Source organism: Streptomyces showdoensis, assembly GCF_039535475.1.
Lineage (GTDB): Bacteria > Actinomycetota > Actinomycetes > Streptomycetales > Streptomycetaceae > Streptomyces > Streptomyces showdoensis.
The window spans coordinates 2,680,534-2,699,131 of record NZ_BAAAXG010000026.1; the positions used below are offsets into that span (position 1 = coordinate 2,680,534).

Annotated in this window: 18 protein-coding genes and 1 pseudogene; 16 read left to right on the forward strand and 3 right to left on the reverse strand. The window is 74.7% G+C overall.

Features of this window, described 5'->3' with window-relative positions; all coding sequences use genetic code 11:
• The first annotated feature begins 13 nt into the window (after positions 1–13).
• Together ABD981_RS25220 and ABD981_RS25225 are read left to right on the forward strand one after the other, a co-directional pair.
• Positions 14–196 (forward strand): hypothetical protein, encoded by a 183-nt coding sequence (locus ABD981_RS25220; RefSeq protein WP_046911975.1) that lies wholly within the window; start codon positions 14–16, stop codon positions 194–196.
• A complete protein-coding gene (locus tag ABD981_RS25225; protein WP_046911974.1) occupies positions 193–1,833 on the forward strand; it encodes a sodium:solute symporter family protein in 1,641 nt (546 codons plus the stop codon). The genes ABD981_RS25220 and ABD981_RS25225 overlap by 4 nt, the downstream gene beginning before the upstream one ends.
• On the opposite strand, the gene ABD981_RS25230 is transcribed toward ABD981_RS25225, so the two are convergent.
• Complete coding sequence (locus tag ABD981_RS25230; RefSeq protein ID WP_345530387.1) at positions 1,822–3,348, reverse strand: MFS transporter; 1,527 nt, start codon at positions 3,346–3,348, stop codon at positions 1,822–1,824. The two genes, ABD981_RS25225 and ABD981_RS25230, sit on opposite strands and share 12 nt — an antisense overlap.
• Positions 3,349–3,452: 104 nt before the next feature.
• On the opposite strand from ABD981_RS25230, the gene ABD981_RS25235 reads away from it, so the two are divergent.
• The 5 genes from ABD981_RS25235 (at position 3,453) to ABD981_RS25255 (ending at position 7,846) form a co-directional block, all read left to right on the forward strand.
• Complete coding sequence (locus ABD981_RS25235) at positions 3,453–3,983, forward strand: winged helix-turn-helix transcriptional regulator (RefSeq protein ID WP_046912160.1); 531 nt, start codon at positions 3,453–3,455, stop codon at positions 3,981–3,983.
• A 79-nt stretch (positions 3,984–4,062) separates the two neighbouring features.
• Positions 4,063–4,365: a DUF6412 domain-containing protein gene (locus tag ABD981_RS25240; RefSeq protein ID WP_046912158.1), complete on the forward strand. Its 303-nt coding sequence runs from the start codon at positions 4,063–4,065 to the stop codon at positions 4,363–4,365.
• A gap of 110 nt (positions 4,366–4,475) precedes the next feature.
• Positions 4,476–5,198: a YidC/Oxa1 family membrane protein insertase gene (locus ABD981_RS25245; RefSeq protein WP_046912157.1), complete on the forward strand. Its 723-nt coding sequence runs from the start codon at positions 4,476–4,478 to the stop codon at positions 5,196–5,198.
• A gap of 137 nt (positions 5,199–5,335) precedes the next feature.
• Positions 5,336–6,193, forward strand: a complete 858-nt coding sequence (locus tag ABD981_RS25250) for a fumarylacetoacetate hydrolase family protein (RefSeq protein WP_046912156.1) — start codon at positions 5,336–5,338, stop codon at positions 6,191–6,193.
• A gap of 120 nt (positions 6,194–6,313) precedes the next feature.
• Positions 6,314–7,846: a choice-of-anchor A family protein gene (locus tag ABD981_RS25255; protein ID WP_338058662.1), complete on the forward strand. Its 1,533-nt coding sequence runs from the start codon at positions 6,314–6,316 to the stop codon at positions 7,844–7,846.
• Here the strand turns inward: ABD981_RS25255 and ABD981_RS25260 are convergent.
• Complete coding sequence (locus tag ABD981_RS25260) at positions 7,809–8,276, reverse strand: heme-degrading domain-containing protein (protein WP_046912159.1); 468 nt, start codon at positions 8,274–8,276, stop codon at positions 7,809–7,811. The two genes, ABD981_RS25255 and ABD981_RS25260, sit on opposite strands and share 38 nt — an antisense overlap.
• 98 nt (positions 8,277–8,374) lie before the next feature.
• On the reverse strand, positions 8,375–9,457 hold the full coding sequence (locus ABD981_RS25265) for a Gfo/Idh/MocA family protein (protein ID WP_046912155.1): 1,083 nt from the start codon (positions 9,455–9,457) through the stop codon (positions 8,375–8,377).
• A gap of 158 nt (positions 9,458–9,615) precedes the next feature.
• Here ABD981_RS25265 and ABD981_RS25270 point away from each other — a divergent pair.
• From ABD981_RS25270 to ABD981_RS25310, 9 genes and pseudogenes are all read left to right on the forward strand, one after another.
• Positions 9,616–10,828: pseudogene (locus tag ABD981_RS25270) on the forward strand (ROK family transcriptional regulator).
• A gap of 125 nt (positions 10,829–10,953) precedes the next feature.
• Complete coding sequence (locus ABD981_RS25275) at positions 10,954–11,886, forward strand: hypothetical protein (RefSeq protein WP_046912153.1); 933 nt, start codon at positions 10,954–10,956, stop codon at positions 11,884–11,886.
• A gap of 50 nt (positions 11,887–11,936) precedes the next feature.
• Positions 11,937–12,704 (forward strand): GntR family transcriptional regulator, encoded by a 768-nt coding sequence (locus ABD981_RS25280; RefSeq protein WP_046912152.1) that lies wholly within the window; start codon positions 11,937–11,939, stop codon positions 12,702–12,704.
• Between the two features lie 182 nt (positions 12,705–12,886).
• Entirely contained in the window at positions 12,887–14,023 is a 1,137-nt protein-coding gene (locus tag ABD981_RS25285; protein ID WP_046912151.1) for a TIGR03364 family FAD-dependent oxidoreductase, read from the forward strand.
• Between the two features lie 5 nt (positions 14,024–14,028).
• Positions 14,029–14,727, forward strand: coding sequence for a phosphonatase-like hydrolase (locus ABD981_RS25290; RefSeq protein WP_046912150.1), 699 nt, complete (start codon positions 14,029–14,031; stop codon positions 14,725–14,727).
• Positions 14,724–15,779, forward strand: a complete 1,056-nt coding sequence (locus tag ABD981_RS25295; RefSeq protein WP_046912149.1) for an ABC transporter ATP-binding protein — start codon at positions 14,724–14,726, stop codon at positions 15,777–15,779. Before ABD981_RS25290 ends, ABD981_RS25295 begins: the two co-directional genes overlap by 4 nt.
• Positions 15,772–16,704, forward strand: coding sequence for a 2-aminoethylphosphonate ABC transporter permease subunit (locus tag ABD981_RS25300; RefSeq protein WP_123955226.1), 933 nt, complete (start codon positions 15,772–15,774; stop codon positions 16,702–16,704). Before ABD981_RS25295 ends, ABD981_RS25300 begins: the two co-directional genes overlap by 8 nt.
• Positions 16,691–17,488 carry an ABC transporter permease gene (locus tag ABD981_RS25305; RefSeq protein WP_046912147.1) on the forward strand — a complete coding sequence of 266 codons (798 nt, stop codon included), beginning with the start codon at positions 16,691–16,693 and terminating at the stop codon, positions 17,486–17,488. The genes ABD981_RS25300 and ABD981_RS25305 overlap by 14 nt, the downstream gene beginning before the upstream one ends.
• Before the next feature lie 14 nt (positions 17,489–17,502).
• Positions 17,503–18,570, forward strand: a complete 1,068-nt coding sequence (locus tag ABD981_RS25310; protein WP_046912146.1) for a 2-aminoethylphosphonate ABC transporter substrate-binding protein — start codon at positions 17,503–17,505, stop codon at positions 18,568–18,570.
• Positions 18,571–18,598: the final 28 nt, after the last annotated feature.

Sequence of the window (18,598 nt, forward strand, 5' to 3'; positions counted from 1 at the left end):
TAGGCTCGACCGGGTGATCAAGCGCCGTCCCCATCTGCTGTGGCTGCTCGTGCCGTACCTCCTGTTCGTCGCGGCCCTGCCCTTCGTCAACCACGTCCCGCTTCTCCTCTTCTGGCTGCTCGGGGCCACCGTCCTCACCCCCTTCTCCGTCGCCCTCGCGCGGCGCGGGGACCGGCGGGCCGCGGGAGCGAAGTGAGTGCGGCGCTCTGGATCGTCGGCGGGTTCCTCGTGCTCACCGTCCTCCTCGGGCTGCTCGCCGTGCGGCGCCAGGAGAGCGGCGGGCTGGCCGACTGGTCCGTCGGCGGGCGCTCGCTCGGGCCGGTGTTCATCTGGGTGCTGATGGCGGGGGAGGGGTACACCAGCTTCAGCTATCTCGGGGCCGCGGGCTGGGGCTACAACTACGGCGCCCCCGTCCTCTACGTCGTCGCCTACATGTCCTGCGGCTACGCCCTGGGCTACCTCGTCGGGCCGATGCTCTGGGGGTACGCCCGCAAGCACGGGCTCGTCTCGATCAGCGACATGGCCGCCCACCGCTACGGCCGCCCCTGGCTCGGCGCGGTGGTCGCGGTGCTCGCCACCGTGTTCCTGCTGCCGTACATCCAGCTGCAGATCACCGGCATGGGCGTCGTGCTCTCGACGGTCTCGTACGGGCGGATCGGGCTCGACCTCGCCTACTTCCTCGCCTTCGCCGTCACCACCGGCTTCGTCGTCGTCAGCGGGCTGCGCGGCAGCGCCTGGGTCTCCGTCCTCAAGGACGCCCTCGTCATCCTCACCCTCGGCTTCCTCGCCGTGTACGTGCCGCTGCACTACTTCGACGGGTACGGGGAGTTCCTCGGCCGGCTCGTCGACGAGAAGCGCGAGTGGCTGGCGCTGCCCGGGCACGGGGGTGCGGCGAGCGGGTACGGCGTCGGCTGGTTCGCCTCCACCACCCTGCTCAACTCCCTCACCGTGGTGATCTTCCCGACCACCGTCGCCGGCTACCTCGGCGCCCGCGACGCCGACACCCTGCGCCGCAACGCCGTCTGGCTGCCCGCCTACAACGTCCTGCTCTTCGTGCCCATGCTGCTCGGCATGGCCGCCCTCTTCGTCGTCCCCGGTCTCACCGGCGCCGGCTCCAACCTCGCCCTCTTCGAGCTGGTCACCGACTCGCTGCCGCCCTGGGCCGTCGGCCTCGTCGGCGTCGCCGCCGCGCTCTCCTCCATCGTGCCCATGGCCGTGTTCATGCTGGTCGTCGGCACCATGTGGGGGCGCAGCGTGCTCTCCCTCCTGCCCCGGCTCCGGGACCGCGAGAAGGGGCTCTCCCAGCTCGTCGTGGTCGTCGCCGGGGTGCTCGCGCTGGTCATGACGTACACCGCGCCCAACACCCTCGTCCGGCTCTCCCTCATCTCGTACGAGGGGATGGCGCAGCTCCTCCCGCTGCTCCTGCTGGGGCTCGTGTGGCGGCGGATGAGTCTGTACGGCGGGGTCTGCGGGCTCGTCGTCGGGGTCGTGCTGGTCTGCTGCCTGGTCTTCACCGGGAACGACCCCCTCTGGGGCCTCAACGCCGGGCTCCTCGCCCTGCTCGTCAACCTCGCCGTCGCGGTCCTCGTCAGCCGGTACGGGCCCGCCGGCCCCGAGGACCCGCGGCGGGACGAGGACGTCCTCGCCCGCGAGGAGTTCACCGACGCCCGGCTGCCGGGGACGACGGGTGACCCGGCGGCCGGTGCCGGTGCCGGTGCCGATGCCGGTGCCGGTTCCGGCACCGGGGGCGTTTCCAACGAGGCCGGTGTCCGCGGGGGCGGCGTCCGCGGAGCCGGTGCCCGCGGGGGCGGCGCCTCGCCCTCAGGTGCCTGACCCTCCGGCACCTCGCCCCCGCCCCGCCGCCAGCGTCACCGCCGCCCCGCCCAGGCCCAGGGCCGCCGAGGCCAGCAGGGCCGTGTCCGGGCCGGTCGTCGACAGGGCGAGGGCCAGGGCCACGCCGGCCGAGGAGCCGATGTAGCGGGCCGTGTTGTTGGCGCCCGAGCCCATCGCCACCCGCTCCCGCGGCACGGAGTCCACGGCCAGCCGGGGCAGGGCGGCGTTCAGCAGGCCGCTGCCCGCGCCCGCCACGACCAGGCCGGGCAGCATGCGCGGCCAGCCCGCGCCCTCCAGGGCGCCGAACAGGGCGAGCACCCCGGCTGTCGAGAGGCCGAAGCCGAGGGCCAGTTGGTACGTGGCGGAGAGCCGGCCCGCGAGGCGGCGGGACTGCAGCGCCACCACGAACGCCGTGCCCGACCACAGCAGGAAGAGCCAGGCCGTCGTCAGTGCGGCCATCCCCGCGCCCCGCTGGAGCAGCGCGGGCAGCACGCTGAAGAAGCCGATCACCGCCAGGCCCGTGAACAGCGCCCCCGCCGTCGCCGCCCGGAACGCCGGGGTGCGGAACAGGGCCAGGTCGATCATCGGCGCGGCGGCGCGCCGCTCGACCCGGACGAAGAGCGCCCCCAGGGCGGCGGCCGCCAGGGCGAGGAGGCCGACCGACGGGCGCAGCCAGCCGTCCCGGCCCAGGGTCAGCGCGGTGAGCAGCGAGGCGAGGGCCAGGCCCAGGGCGAGCGCCCCGGCCAGGTCCGTCCGGCCCTCGCGCGGGGCGCGGGACTCGTCGAGGGTGCGGGTGCCGAGCGCGGCCACCAGGAGGGTGGCGGAGCCCAGGGCCAGGTACGTCCAGCGCCAGTCGGCCAGGGTGCTGACGGTGCCCGCGAGCAGCGGGCCCAGCGCGATGCCCGCGCTGACGAAGGCGCCCCACACGGCCGTCGCCCTGATCCGCTCCGGGCCCGTCGGGAAGGCGTGCGCCAGCAGGCCGAGGCTGGCGGCGAGCACGGCCGCGCTCGCCGCGCCCTGGGCGACGCGGGCGAGGGTGAACGTGAGGGTGGAGGCGGCGAAGCCGCCGAGCGCGGTGGTGAGGCCGAGGCCGAGGGTGCCGAGCAGGAAGACCCGGCGCCGCCCGTGGGCGTCGGCGAGGCTGCCGGCCACCAGGAGGAGGACGGCGAGGCCGAGCGGGGTGCCGTTGAGGAGCCAGGCCTGGAGGGAGGCGGGGGTGCCGAAGGCGCGGGCCGTGCTGGGCAGGGTGAGCATCGGGGCCGTGTAGTTCATCAGCGTCAGCGCGGTGGCGGCGCTGGTCACGGCGAGCGTGGCACGACCGCGCGGGGCCGGGCCGGGGTGCGGGGCCGAGGGTGCCGGGCCGGGGTGCGCGGTCGAGGGCGCCGGGGCGGCGGGAGCGGCTGCGGTGGCCGGGGTGCCGGCGCCGGCCGCGGTGGCGGCGGGCCGGAGGGCCGGGGCCGCGGCGGTGGCGCCCTCGGCCGCGGCGGCGGCCTCGGTGGTCGGCGGCTGGGGCATGGCAGGACCTCGGCTTCCGTAGGTTCGTTCACTGAACCTTGAGCGTCCTCGTACCGTACCAGTCAAGGTTCATTCATTGAACCTGCTCCTCTATGCTCGTTCCCATGGCCCTCGGCAAGGACTACGCGACCCAGCAGTGCTCCATCGCCCGCGCCCTCGAAGTCGTCGGCGAGCGCTGGACCCTCCTCGTCGTGCGCGACGCCTTCTACGGCGTGCGCCGCTACAACGACTTCCTCCTCCACCTCGGCGCCCCCCGCGCCGTCCTCGCCGCCCGGCTCCAGGCCCTCGTCGAGGCCGGGGTGCTCGACCGGCACCGCTACCAGGAGGCGCCGCCGCGCGACGAGTACCTGCTCACCGAGCGCGGCATCGCCCTCTGGCCCGTGCTGCGCTCCCTCGGTCTCTGGGGGCGGGAGGCCCAGCCCGGCGCCGTCCCCATGCGTCACTTCCATCACGTCGACTGCGGCACCGAGGTCGGCCCGTACGGCGAGTGCCCCGCCTGCCGGATCCCCGTCCACCCCGCCGACATCGAGATGCGCCCGGGCGCCGGGCTCGATCCGGACCCCGCCGATCCGGTCGGCCGCGCCCTCCTCGCGCCCCGCCGGCTCCTCGTACCGCTGGAGACCGGTCGTGTATAACGGGTGGAACGCGTACATCGGGTAAGCGGGCGACACGAACGCGCGGACGAGCGGACGAGCGGACGGACAGGAGGCGGGCATGGGCAACGGACTGCTGCTCCGCGTCCTCGCGCCGCTCCTCTTCCTCCTCGCCCTCGCCGACCTGCTGCTCTCCGAGGGCTCGACCGGCGCCGGTCTCTCCGCCGCCGTCGCCATGGCCGCGACCGCCCTCGTCTGCTCCCTGATCGGCGCCGGCGCGGTCCTGCCGGTGCCGCCTACCCGGGTCCGCACCGCCCTGCGCGAACGCGCCCGGCGCACCGCCTTCCTGCCGCAACGCGACCCCGACGCCTCGGGCCGCCGCAGGCCCCGGGCACCCGGCCGTCCCCTCCCGACGGCCGCGTAGCGAGACCCGGAAGCCCTTCTTCCTCACCGTTCTCCGCTGTTCTCCGCGCGGTTCCGTCCTGCCGACCTCTCCCGTCATCCCGGCACGACGAGACCCCTCGGAGGGCTCCCATGTCCGTTTTCGCTTCCCTGGTCGAGCGCCTCGCCGACCTGCTCCAGCCGCTCTTCGGCGCGAGCGCCACCGCCGCCGCGATCGTCCTCTTCACGATGTGCGTACGGATCGCCGTCCACCCGCTCTCCCGCGCCGCCGCCCGCGGCCAGAAGGCCCGCACCCGGCTCGCCCCGCGCCTCGCCGAGCTGCGCAAGAAGCACGCCAAGAACCCCGAGCGCCTGCAGAAGGCGGTCCTGGAGCTGCACGCCCAGGAGAAGGTCTCGCCGCTCGCCGGCTGCCTGCCCAGCCTGCTCCAGGCACCCGCGTTCTTCCTGATGTTCCACCTCTTCTCCAGCGGGCGGATGGCCGGCCACAGCCTCTTCGCCGCCCCGCTCGGCGACCACTACGCCGACGCCCTCTCGAACGGCGGCGTGTGGGGCCCGGCCGGCCTGGTCTACCTGGTGCTCTTCGCGATCGTCGGCGCCGTCGCCACGTACAACTACCTGCGGGCCCGCCGGCAGCCGCTCGCCGTCCCGGCCGACCCCTCCCAGCCCGGCGCGGGCGTGGCGACGGCGATGGCCCGCTACCTGCCGCTGCTCTCCTTCGCGACCCTGCTCTCGGTCGCCGCGGTGCCGCTGGCCGCCGCGCTGTACATCGTCACCAGCACCACCTGGACCGCCGTCGAGCGGGCCTTCCTCTACCGGGACATGCCCGCCGCCGGGGCTCTGGTTACTCCCGCGTAAGGGTCCAGGGTGTGAACGGGGTCTTGCAGACTGACCCGTTCCATTGGAGGATCGACCAATCCTCCGATGGCCGCACTCCATCGGCCGGGGTTCACCACGGCCCGCCCCCGGGCCACCTCGACCACAGGGAGAAGACCATGAAGCTGCTGCGTGTCGGCCCGGCAGGGGCCGAGCGGCCCGCCCTCCTCGACCAGAACGGGACGCTCCGCGACCTGTCCGCCCTGGTCGACGACGTCGACGGCGGTCTCCTCGGTGACGCGTCCGCGCTCGACCGGGTGCGCGCGGCGGCGGGCGCGGGCGTGCTGCCCGCGCTCGACGCGACCGGGCTGCGGATCGGCCCGCCGGTCGGCCGGATCGGCAAGGTCGTGTGCATCGGGCTGAACTACCACGGGCACGCGGCGGAGGTCGGCGCCGCGATCCCGGCGGAGCCGGTCGTCTTCCTCAAGGCCTCCGACACCGTCGTCGGCCCCGACGACACCGTCCTCGTGCCGCGCGGCTCGGTGAAGACCGACTGGGAGGTGGAGCTGGCCATCGTGATCGGCCGCACCGCCCGCTACCTGGAGACCGACGAGGAGGCCCTGGCCCACGTCGCCGGGTACGCGCTCGCCCACGACGTCTCCGAGCGCGAGTTCCAGATCGAGCGCGGCGGCACCTGGGACAAGGGCAAGAACTGCGAGACCTTCAACCCGCTCGGCCCCTGGCTGGTGACCGCCGACGAGGTGCCGGACCCGCAGGACCTCGGCCTGAAGCTGTGGGTCAACGGCGAGCTGAAGCAGGACGGCCACACCTCCGACCAGATCTTCCCGGTCGCCGAGGTGGTCCGTTACGTCAGCCGCTTCATGACCCTCTACCCCGGCGACGTCATCAACACCGGCACCCCGGCCGGCGTCGCCATGGGGCAGCCGGAGCCCAAGCCGTACCTGCGCGCCGGAGACGTGGTCGAGCTGGAGATCGAGGGCCTCGGACGCCAGCGCCAGGAACTCAAGAGCGCCTGACGCCCCCCGGGGGTCCGTCCTCCGGACCGTGAGTCGTTCGGGCGACGCCCCCGGTGCCTTGCGCGTGGGTCGTCGCCATCGGCATCCTGATTCTGCATATTGGCCCATATGAGTGCACATATGACGAATCGTCGACGTCTGATGCGAGCGGCCGCGGCGGTGGCGGGCGCCGCCGCCCTCGTGGGCGGCCTCGCCACCGCGAGCCTGGCCGACCCGCTCCCGGGCGGCCTCGGCCCCTGTCTGCCGGGCAAGTGCCCCACGCCGTACCCGGACATCAACAACGGGCCGATCGCCGGGCGCGACAACAACATCAACGTCTTCGTCGGCGGCGACTTCCTCGTCCGCCAGGCCGCGGCCGAGGCCGAGGGCAAGGTGGTCGTCCTCGGGACGTTCGACATGAACAAGCGCGCGGGCGTCTCGCAGGTCTACAACGTCGGCGTCGCGGGCGTCGGTTCGCGGGTCCCGCCGGCCGACGGCACCGACTTCCTCGCCACCGGCGGGGACGTCGCCGTCGCCTCCGGCCAGCGGCTGCTGGCCGAGGAGGGGACGGTCAGGGGGGTCGTACGGTACGCGGGCAAGCTCACCGGCACCGTCTCGCCCACCGCCGTCCACGACACCGCCGCGGTCGCCCCGTACGAGGGTCTGCGCGAGCAGCTCACCGAGGCCAGCCGCTGCTACGCGTACGTGAAGGGCGCCCACCGCGCGGCGACCGGCACCGCCGTCAACAGCGGCAGCGAGACCCTCTTCACCGGCGACGGCAAGGCGATGCTCCAGGTCTTCGACGTCGACTTCGACCTGGAGTCGAAGAGCGGCGGCTCGCAGGGCTTCCGCTTCACCGGCATCCCGGCCGGCGCGACGGTCCTGGTCAACGTCTACGGCGCGGACCGGACCATCGACACCTACAGCGGCGACGTCCCGGCCGCCCTGGAGGACCGGCTGATGTGGAACTTCCCCGACGCGACCAGGGCGACCTTCGAGGGCAGCGGGCAGTTGGAGGGGAGCGTGCTCATCGGCCGCCCGGCGAGCATGGCGACGGTGACCCTGCCGGGCATGAACGGGCGCTTCTACACGAGCGGTTCGCTGACCCACACCTCGCTGACGAGCGGCGGCGGCGGACAGGAGCTGCACGCCTACCCGTTCAACGGTGACCTGCCGGACTGCGACGACTCGACGCCCACCCCGACGCCGACGCCGACCCCCACGCCGACCCCCACGCCGACCCCGACGCCGACCCCGAGCCCGACGGACTCGCACGGTACGGACGGGGGCGCGAGTGACGGCGGCTCCAGCGACGGGGGGTCGTCCGACGGCGGTGCGTCGGACGGCGGCGCGAGCGACGGCGGCGCGTCGGACGGCGGCGCGGACACCGGCGGGCACGCCACCGGCGGCGACACCACGGGCGGCGACACCACGGGCGGACACGCCACGGGTGGCGACACCACGGGCGGACACGCCACGGGTGGCGACACCGGCGGGTACAGCACCGGCGGGCACTCCACCGGTGGCACCGGCGGCGGTGAACTCCCCGACACCGGCGCCGGTTCCACCACCGGAAAGATCGTCATGGGCGTCACGGCCGCCGGGCTCGCACTCAGCGGCGGCGCCCTCGTGGCCGTCAGCCGGCGGCGGCGCCGCTCGACCGGAACGAGCTGAGCAGGCGCTCCAGGCCGAGGACGACCAGCGCGTGGTCCTCGGCCTGGGGCAGCCCCGAGACGGTGACCGCACCGATGACGCCCGCGCCCTCGACCGCCAGCGGGAACGAGCCGCCGTGCGCGGCGAACCGGTCGGGGTCGAGGCGCGAGGACAGCTCGAAGGAGCTCCCCTTCGCGCGGAACCTGGCCCCGACGAGGAAGGAGCTCACGCCGTAGCGCTCCACCACCCGCCGCTTGCGGTCGATCCAGGCGTCGTTGTCGGCGCTCGACCCGGGCAGCGCGCAGTGGAACAGCTGCTGCGCGCCGCGGCGGACGTCGATCGCGACGGGCGCCCGGCGCTCCCGGGCCAGTCCGGCCAGGATCGTGCCGAGCGTCCAGGCGTCCTCGTACGTGAAACGGGGCAGGACCAGGGCGGCTTCCTGGGCCTCCAGCGCGGCGACCTCGGACCCGCCGGCCGCGCCGCCCGACGTGCCCGGCGTGCCCGGCGTGCCCGACGTGCCCGACGTGCCCGGGGTGCTCGGCGGGGTGCTCACAGCGCCACCGCCACGCCCTCGCGGGCGGAGCGCTTCGCCGCCTCCAGGACGTCGAGCGCGGCGGCCGCCTCGTACGCCGTCACCGGGTTGGGGCCGGTGCCGCGCAGGGCGGCGGAGACGGCCGCGTAGTAGGCGGGGTAGGCACCGGGCAGGGTCTCGACGGGGGTGCCGCCGCCGGTCAGCGGGGACTCGCCCGAGCCGATCCGCCCCCACAGCCGCTCCGGCTCGACGCCCCAGACGGCGCCCGGCTCCGGGCGCAGGCCCTCGCGCAGGGCGGCCTCCTGGGGGTCGAGCCCGTACTTCACGTAGCCGGCGGTCTGGCCGAGCACCCGGAAGCGGGGGCCGAGCTGGGCGGTGGTGGCGCTCACCCAGAGGTGCGAACGGACGCCGTTCGCGTGGGTGATCGCGAGGAAGGTGTCGTCGTCGGCCTCGGCGCTCGGGCGCCGGACGTCGGACTCGGCGTACACGCGGACGGCCGGTCCGAACAGGACCAGGGCCTGGTCGACGACGTGGCTGCCGAGGTCGTAGAGGAGGCCGCCGATCTCCTCCGGGGCGCCGGACTCGCGCCAGCCGCCCTTGGGGCGCGGGCGCCAGCGCTCGAAGCGGGACTCGAAGCGCTGCACCGCGCCGAGCTCGCCCTCGGCGAGGAGCGCGCGCAGGGTCAGGAAGTCGTTGTCCCAGCGACGGTTCTGGAACACCGAGAGCAGCAGTCCGCGCGCGTCGGCCAGGGCGGCGAGTCCGCGGGCCTCGGCGGCGGTGCCGGCGAGCGGCTTGTCCACGACGACGGGCAGCCCGGCCTCCAGGGCGGCGGTGGCGACCGGGACATGGGTCTTGTTGGGGGAGGCGACCACGACCAGGTCCAGCGCGTCGGCCCGGGTCCACAGCTCCTCGGGGGAGGCGGCGACCGTCACGCCCGGGTGCTCGGCGCGGGCCTGGGCGGCGCGCTCCGGACTGCCGGTGGTGACCGTGTCCAGGACGAGGTCGGGGGAGGCGGCGATCAGCGGGGCGTGGAAGACGGAGCCCGCGAGGCCGTAGCCGACGAGTCCGACGCGGAGGGGGGCGGAGGCGGTGCCAGTCATGGCACCCACTTTGGCAACGCTGTTGCGAAAGTGCAAGCACGGGGGACAATGGGCGGGTGAGGACGGACAGGGGTACGGGCGTGGGGACGAGTACGGGGACGGGCGCGGGTGCAGGTACGAGGGCGGACGAAGGCGCACGTACGCGCACGGGGGCGGGCATGGGCGGGGCGAACCTTCCCGCGCTGCGCCTCCACAACGCGGCGCTCGTGCTCGACCTGCTGCGCACGGCGGGCCGCGAGGGGATCAGCCGCCTGGAGCTGGCGGACCGGACCGGCCTGACCCCCCAGGCGGTCAGCAAGATCACCGCCCGGCTGCGCGCCGAGGGCCTGGCCGCCGACGCCGGGCGCCGGGCCTCCACGGGCGGCAAGCCGGCCACCGTGCTGCGGCTCGTCCCCGAGGCGGGTCACGCGATCGGCCTCCACCTCGACCGCGACGAGCTCACCGCCGTCCTGCTCGACCTCGCGGGCGAACGCGTCGCCCACCGCCGCGCCCCCCCTCGACCTGGGCGCGGGCGCGGAGCCGGTCCTGGCGGCGGTGCGGGCCGAGGTCGCCGCCCTGCTCGCCGCCGGGCCGGACGGAGACGGGAGCGGCGAGCGGGACGGCGGCGGCGAGGACGCCAGCGGCGAGGGCGGCAGCGGCGAGGGCGGCAGCGGTGACGGCGGCAGCGGTGGGGCCTCCCGCGGCGCGCCCCCGTCCGGAGTGCTCGGCGTCGGCGTCGCCATGCCCGGTCCGCTGGACCACCGGGCCGGAACGCCCGGGCGGGTCACCGGCTTCCCGGAGTGGGAGGGCTTCCCGCTGCGGGACGAGCTGGCGCGGCGGCTCGGGCTGCCCGTCGTGCTCGACAAGGACACCAACGCCGCCGCCCTGGGCCTCGCCCTGCGCCCCGGCGCCCCCGCCTCCTTCGCGTACGTCCACCTCGGTACGGGGCTGGGCGCGGGCCTGGTGCTCGGCGGGGCGGTGCTGCGCGGGGGCAGGACCGGGGCGGGGGAGCTCGGGCACCAGACGGTCCAGCTCGACGGGCCGCCCTGCGAGTGCGGCGGGCGCGGCTGCCTGGAGGTGCTGTGCCTGGCGGCGCTGGCGCACGGTGACCTCGACGGCGCGGCCCGGGTGCTCGGCACCGGCGCGGCGAACCTGGTCCGGCTGCTCGACGTCGACCGGGTGCTGCTCGGCGGCCGGGCGGTCCTCGCGGCACCCGAGGCGTTCGCGCGCGGGACCCGCGCGGTGCTGGGCGGGCTGGGCCTCCCGGCGGACGTGGCGGTGGCGGCCGCCCCGGACGCCGTCGCGGAGGGTGCGGCGCAGCTGATCCTGGCGCCGGTCTTCGGCAGGGAGCCCTCGGGCTTCGACGGCGGGCCCAGGGCGGTCGGAAAATAGGCTGATCGGGCGGGATCCGGCGGGCGTCCGAGGGGCCCGGCCGCGTCGCTCCCGCCCCCGCCGCGCTCCGCGTGGCAGCGTCGCGGCCGACCCGTACGCCCGAGAGCAGCAAAGGCACCGTCCCCATGCGACTGCGCAACGCCCTCGCCCTCGCCGCCCTCACCACGGCCGCCGCCGTGCCGGTCGCCCATGCCCTGGCCCCCGTGCCGGCGGTGGCGGCGCCGCCCGAGTGCGGCGCGGGGACCGCGCGGGACTTCCCGCTCGCCGCCCGGATCCAGGACGGGCCCGCCGCGTACGCCGCGGGCGGGGACTTCCGCGCCTGGAACCTCGACCTCGCCAACACCACCGCCCAGCCCTGCCGGGGCATCCACCCGGTGCTCGTCCTCGCCGACCGCGGGCGGGTCCTGCGGCCGGAGCAGATCCGGGCCGAGTTCTACGACGCCGGGGCGCGGCTGTGGCGGCCCGTCACGTTCGAGGGAACGGACCGGGCGGAGAACGTGGGCGTGTTCGGCGGGGCGGGGGAGGAGCCGGAGGCCCCGGCGGCCGCCTCCGCCCCGACCCCCGGAGCCACCCTGCCCCCCGGCACCACCCCTTCCGCCGATCCCGCCGATCCCACCTCGCCCCCCGCGCTCACCCCGCCCCCCGCCTTCACCGGCTTCGCCGTCCCCGCGCACGGCATCCTCACCGTCCCCGTCCGGCTCGCCTTCCGTGCCGACACCGCGCCCGATCAGGTGGTCGTCAACGCCGCCGTCGTGCAGCGCCGGGGCGACGACGGGGACTGGGTCGGCGAGTCGGGTGACTACACGCTGACCGTGGGCCCCGCCGACCCCACCGATCCCACCGATCCCGCTCCCCGGCGGGACCCGGCCCCGGCCGACCCGGCGCGGCCCACCCCGCCGGGCGCGGCCCCCGTCCCGGTCCGCCCCGAACTGGCCCACACCGGGCGGGAGTCCGCGCTCCGCGCGGCGCCCGCCTCGCTGGCCCTGCTGGGGGCGGGGGCGGCCCTGGTGCTGCTCGCCCGGCGCCACCGGACCGGACGCGCCCACCGGCACGCGTAGGCCACCCCGCGTACACCGTCCCGTTCACTCGCATCTGCAACGATCACCGGGTGGAGAACCCGAACAGCCCCGATGACCCCGGCGCCCCCATCCGCTCCGGCATCCCCGAGCACGGCCGCATCCCCAAGTACTACGCGGTCAAGGCGAAGGTCGCCGCGCTCATCACCGAGTTGGGCGAGGGCGGGCAGCTGCCCACCGAGCGCGACCTCGCGCTCCGCTACGAGGTGTCGCGCGAGACCGTCCGGCAGGCCCTGCGCGAGCTCCTCCTGGAGGGGCGGCTGCGCCGGCAGGGGCGCGGCACCGTGGTCGCCGGGCCCAAGCTGGAGCAGCCGCTCTCGCTCGCCAGCTACACCGAGGGACTGCGCCGCCAGGGCCGCCGCCCGGGGCGTGCGCTGATCTCCCTGGACCGCTTCCCGTGCCCGGAGGCGCTCGCCCCCGAGGTCGGCGTGGTGCGCGGCGAGCCCGTCTGGCACATGGAGCGGGTGCTGCTGGCCGACGACGAGCGGGTCGGCCTGGAGAGCACGTACGTCTCCGAGGCGCGCGCCCCGCGGCTGGACACGGAGTTCGACCCGGACTCCTCCTTCTACGCCTATCTCCACGACCGGCTCGGCATCTCCTTCGGGGACGCCGACGAGCGGATCGAGACCGTCCTGGCCACCCCCCGCGAGGCCCTGCTCGTCGGCACGCCGCCCGCGCTGCCGATGCTGCTGATCCACCGCGTCTCGCGGGACACCGCGGGGCGGCCCCTGGAGCGCGTGCGCACGCTCTACCGGGGCGACCGCTTCAGCTTCACGGCCCATCTGGGCCGCCAGGACTGAGCGCCCGCCACCCCGCCGTCCCGCCACCCCGCCACCCCGCCGTCCCGTCGTCCGCGTCGGCCTGAAGACCCACCCGAATATCACGGCAAGATAACGGGTCTAGTCCAAGTTTGGCGGCCCGTTCACCGTCCCGTCGCCCAGCCGATCGGTCCGGGTCACCCATCGCCGCGACCGTGAACGGCATGAAGGTGATCGTCGTAGGAGCCGGCGTGGTGGGAACCATGCACGCCTGGCACGCAGTCGAACGCGGCCATGAGGTCGTCCACATCGAGCGCGAAGCGGAGGCCCGCGGCGCCTCGCTCCGCAACTTCGGCCAGATATGGGTCAGCGGCCGGGCGGGCGGCGAGGAGCTCGACACCGCCCTGCGCGCCCGCGAACTGTGGGAGGGCGTCGGTGCCCGCGTCCCCGGGCTCGGCTTCCGGGCGATCGGCTCCCTCACCCCCGTGCGCAACGAGCTCGAACTCGCCGTCGCCGAGGCCGCCGTGGCCCGCCCCGACGCCGCCGCCCGCGGCTACAAGCTGCTCACCGCGGACGAGGCGCTGGCCGTCAACCCGGCCCTGCGCGGCGCGTTCGACAACGGAGTGGCCCGGGCCGCCCTGTGGTGCGAGCGGGACGCGGCCGTCGAGCCCCGCACCGCCCAGCTCGCCCTGCGCGAGTCCCTCCTGGCCACCGGCCGTTACACCTTCCTGCCGCACCGCGAGGTGCGGGAGGTCGTGGGCGAGAACGCGGTCCGCGACGACCACGGCGACGTCCACACCGGCGACGCCGTCGTCCTGTGCACCGGCGCCTGGCTCTCCGGACTGGTCCGCGAGGTCGCCGGCGAGATCCCGGTCCGCAGGGTCCGGCTCCAGATGATGCAGACCGACCCGCTCGGCGAGCCCCTCACCACCTCCGTCGCCGACGCCGACTCCTTCCGCTACTACCCGGCCTACGCCTCCCCCGAGCTGGACGCCCTCAACGCCGGCCAGGCGCAGGACCCGACCGCGGCCGCCCACAAGATGCAGCTGCTCATGGTCCAGCGCCTCGACGGCGGGCTGACCATCGGCGACACCCACGAGTACGAGCACCCCTTCGCCTTCGACACCCTCGAAGACCCCTACGAGCACCTCACCCGCGTCGTCGAGTCCTTCCTCGGCCGCCCGCTGCCGCGCGTCCGGCGCCGCTGGGCCGGCGTGTACGCGCAGTGCACCGACACCAGCCGCGTCGTCCACCGCCAGCAGGTGCGCGACGGCGTGTGGCTGGTCACCGGACCCGGCGGGCGCGGCATGACCTGCTCGCCCGCCATCGCCGAGACCACCGCGAACGAACTGGGCTGGTAGCCACCATGACCGACACCGCCACCACCGCACCGCAGCACGGCCTCGTCGTCCTCGACATGGCCGGCACCACCGTCGCCGACGGCGGGCTCGTCGAGCAGGCCTTCACGGCCGCCGCCGAACGCCTCGGCGAGGACCCGGCCACGATGATCGACTACGTCCGGGCCACCATGGGCGAGTCCAAGATCTCCGTCTTCCGCCATCTCTTCGGCGGCGACGAACAGCGCGCCCGGCAGGCCAACCTCGCCTTCGAGGAGGCGTACGGGGAACTGGTCGCCGACGGCCGGATCGCCGCCCTGCCCGGTGCCGCCGAGGCCATCGCCGCCCTCCGCGAGCAGGGCCGGACCGTCGTGCTGACCACCGGATTCGCCCGCGTCACCCAGGACGCCATCCTGGACGCCCTCGGCTGGCGCGAGCTCGTCGCCCTCACCCTCTGCCCCGCCGACGCGGGCGGCCGCGGCCGGCCCTACCCCGACATGGTGCTCGCCGCCCTCCTGCGCACCGGCGCCGTCGACGACGTCCGCCGGGTCGCCGTGGCCGGGGACACCTCGTACGACATGCTCAGCGGCGTCCGCTCCGGCGCCGGGATCGTCGCGGGCGTGCTCACCGGGGCGCACGGCGAGACCGCGCTCCGGGAGCACGGCGCCACCCACGTCCTCGCCTCCGTCGCCGGACTCCCCGGACTGCTGCGGGAGTACGAGGCATGACCAGCGGCATACGCTTCGACGCCGTCTCCGTCGCGTACGGCGACCACACCGTCCTCGACCGCCTCGACCTGACCGTCGAACCCGGCGAGGTCATGGCCCTGCTCGGGCCCTCCGGCTCCGGCAAGACCACCGCGCTGCGGGCCGTCGCCGGATTCGTACGGCCCGCCTCCGGGCGCGTGTTCATCGGCGACCGGGACGTCACCGCGCTCCCGCCGCACAAGCGCGGCATCGGCATGGTCGTCCAGCAGTACGCCCTCTTCCCCCACCTGCGGGTCGAGGACAACGTGGCCTTCGGCCTGAAGGCGCGCAAGGCCCCCAAGGGCGAGATCCCCGGCCGGGTCGCCGAGGCGCTGGAGATGACCGGCATGGGGGCCTACGCCAAGCGCTACCCGCGCGAGCTCTCCGGCGGCCAGCAGCAGCGCGTCGCCATCGCCCGCGCCCTCGCCATCCGCCCCGACGTGCTCCTCCTCGACGAGCCGCTCTCCGCCCTCGACGCCCAGCTGCGCTCCGGCATGCTCGCCGAACTGGCCCGGCTGCACCGGGAGCTGCCGGACGTCTCCATCCTGTACGTCACCCACGACCAGGTGGAGGCGCTCACCCTCGCCGACCGGATCGCGGTCATGGACCGGGCCCGGCTGCGGGACTGCGGCACGCCGCAGGAGCTCTACCGGCGGCCGCGTACGGAGTTCACGGCGTCGTTCGTGGGCAACGCGAACCTGCTGCCGGTGGTGGTGGGGGAGGACGGGGTCAGCCTCGACGGGATCGCCCTCGACGTGCCGGTCGCCGACGCGGTGCCCGGCGCGGGCGCCACGCTCTGCGTCCGTCCCCACCTCGTCGGGCTCGGAGACGGGCCGAACGCACTCCGGGGGCGGATAGCCGAGGTCCAGTGGCGGGGTTCCACCCACCGGCTGTACGTCGACGTCGGCTCCGGGCAGCGGATGAAGGCGGACGTGCGGGAGCTGAAGGAGACACCGGCGCTCGGCGACGAGGTGACCCTGCACTTCGCGCGGGAGGACGCCGTACTGCTGGCCGCCGGGGTGAACGATGGCTAGCCGGGGTGCGGGTGTCGCGGAAGCGCGGCGCGCAGGCGGGGTCGTGCCCGCCCTCCCCCGGACTTCGTCCGGGGGGACCCCCGACGCCCCTGCGGAACCCGGGCCCGCGGCGGTGTCCGGCCGGCGTGGCCCCCGCACCTGGTTCTGGACCGTACCCCCGGTCCTCGCCCTCGCCGTCGTCTTCCTCTACCCCCTCGCGCTCGTCGTCCGGGAGTCCCTCGCCCCCGGGGCGTACGCCGAGGTGTTCGCGTCCGCCTCGTTCCGGGACGCGCTGGTCACCACGGTGTGGCTGGCGGTGGCGGCGACCGTCGGGTGCCTGGTGCTCGGCTTCGTGCTGGCGCTGGTCATCGCGTTCGTGCCGTTCCCCGGCGGGCGGGCGGTGGCGCGGTTCATCGACGTGTTCCTGTCCTTCCCGTCCTTCCTGATCACGCTCGCCCTGCTCTTCCTCTACGGCACGGTCGGCGTGGCCAACGGACTGTGGACGGACCTCACCGGGGCCGCCGACGGGCCCTTCCACTTCCTGACCACGCCCTGGGGCGTGCTCCTCGCCGAGATCACGTACTTCACGCCGTTCGTGATGCGCCCGCTGCTCGCCGCCTTCTCCCAACTGGACACCGCCCAGCTGGAGGTGGCCTCCTCGCTCGGCGCGCGGCCGCTGCGGATCGTGCGGCAGGTGATCCTGCCCGAGGCGCTTCCGGCGCTCGCCGCCGGCGGCAGCCTCGTCCTGGTGATGTGCCTCAACGAGTTCGGGATCGTGCTCTTCACCGGGGCCAAGGGCGTCACGACCCTCCCGATGCTCGTCTACGGCAAGGCCATCCTCGAATCCGACTACGCGGCGGCCTGCGTCGTCGCCGTCGTCAACGTGGTGATCTCCGTGGGTCTCTACGCCGTCTACCGGGTGGTGAGCCGTCGTGCTGGTGCATAGCCGAGCCGGGAGGTGGGCGGTCTGGATCCTCTTCGGGGTCCTCTTCGTGCCGCTCTTCGCGCTGCCCCTCCTCGTCATCCTCGCCGCCTCGTTCTCCACCCACTGGTCCGGCGCCTTCCCCTCCGGGCCGACCACCGCCCACTACGCCGCCGCCGTGCGCGGCGAGTCGCTGACGGCGCTCACCACCAGCCTGGTGACGGCCCTCGCGGCCAGCGTGTTCGCGCTGACCGCCGGCACCTGGGCCGCGCTCGCCGCCGCCGCGCTGCGCACGCGCGGCCGCAGGGTCGTCGACGCGCTGTTCATGCTGCCGGTGGCGGTCCCGTCCGTGGTGGTGGGGCTCGCGGTCCTGGTCGCCTTCTCCCAGCCGCCGCTGCTCCTGAACGGCACGCGCTGGATCGTGATCCTCGCGCACTCCGTTCTTGTCACGGCGTTCGCCTACCAGTCGGTTTCGGCTGCCATCCTGCGGCTCGACCCGATGTACGAGCAGGCGGCGGCCAGCCTCGGCGCCCGCCCCTCGTACGTCCTGCTCCGGGTCCGGCTGCCGCTCCTGCTGCCGTCGCTGAACGCGGCGGCCGGCCTCTGCTTCGCCCTGTCCATGGGCGAGCTGAGCGCCACGATGATGCTCTACCCGCCGGACTGGCTGCCGCTCCCGGTGCTCATCTTCACGGCCACCGACCGCGGTTCGCTCTTCACGGGCTCCGCGCTCGCGGTGGTCCTCATGGCGGCGACCCTGCTGGTCCTGCTCGCCGTCTCCCGCATCCGTACCAAAGCCTCGTACCGCTAGGAGAGAACGACGTCATGCTTACCCCGATCCCGTACGTCAAGCCGATCGCCGCCGTCACCGGCTGCCTGGCCCTCGCCGCCACCCTCACCGCCTGCGGCGGCTCCTCGGCCGCCTCCGACGAGAAGGTCGTCACCGTCTACAGCGCCGACGGCCTCAAGGGCGAGGCGGGCGACGGCTGGTACGACAAGGTCTTCAAGGACTTCGAGAAGCAGACCGGCATCAAGGTGAAGTACGTCGAGGGCGGCTCCGGCGAGATGGTGCAGCGCGCCGCCCGCGAGAAGAGCAACACCCAGGCCGACGTCCTCGTCACCCTCCCGCCCTTCATCCAGCAGGCCGACTCCAAGGGGCTGCTCGAGGCGTACCGGCCGAAGGGCTCCGACCAGGTCGGCGGCGGCGACAAGGCGAGCGACGGCAAGTGGACCTCGGTCGTCAACAACTACTTCGGCTTCATCCGCAACAAGAAGGAGCCGAACCCCGCCCCGAAGACCTGGGAGGAGCTGCTCGACGCGAAGTACAAGGACAAGGTCCAGTACTCCACCCCGGGCGTCGCGGGCGACGGCACCGCCGTGCTCATCAAGGCCCTGCACGACTTCGGCGGCCAGGAGCCGGCCATGGCCTACCTGAAGAAGCTCCAGGCCAACAACGTCGGCCCGTCCTCCTCCACCTCGAAGCTGGCGCCGAAGGTCGACAAGGGCGAGATCCTGGTCGCCAACGGCGACGTCCAGATGAACTTCGCCCAGGCCAGGACCATGCCCAACCTGGACATCTGGTTCCCGGCGAAGGAGGGCGGCAAGCCGACCACCTTCGCGCTGCCGTACGCCGCCGGGCTCGTCGCCAAGGGCCCGCACAGCGACAACGGCAGGAAGCTGCTCGACTTCATGCTCGGCGAGCAGGCCCAGCGCGAGGTCAGCGCCATCGGCGGCGGATTCCCGGCCCGCCAGGACGTCAAGCCCACCGACGCCAACGCCGTCGCGCTGGCCGAGCTGATGGACGGCGTCGAGGTCTTCGAGCCGGACTGGACCGACATCGACGAGAACCTCACGGCCTACGTGGACGCGTGGAAGACCGCCACGGGCAGCTGAGAGTTCACCGCACGTCCCTTCCCCGCCG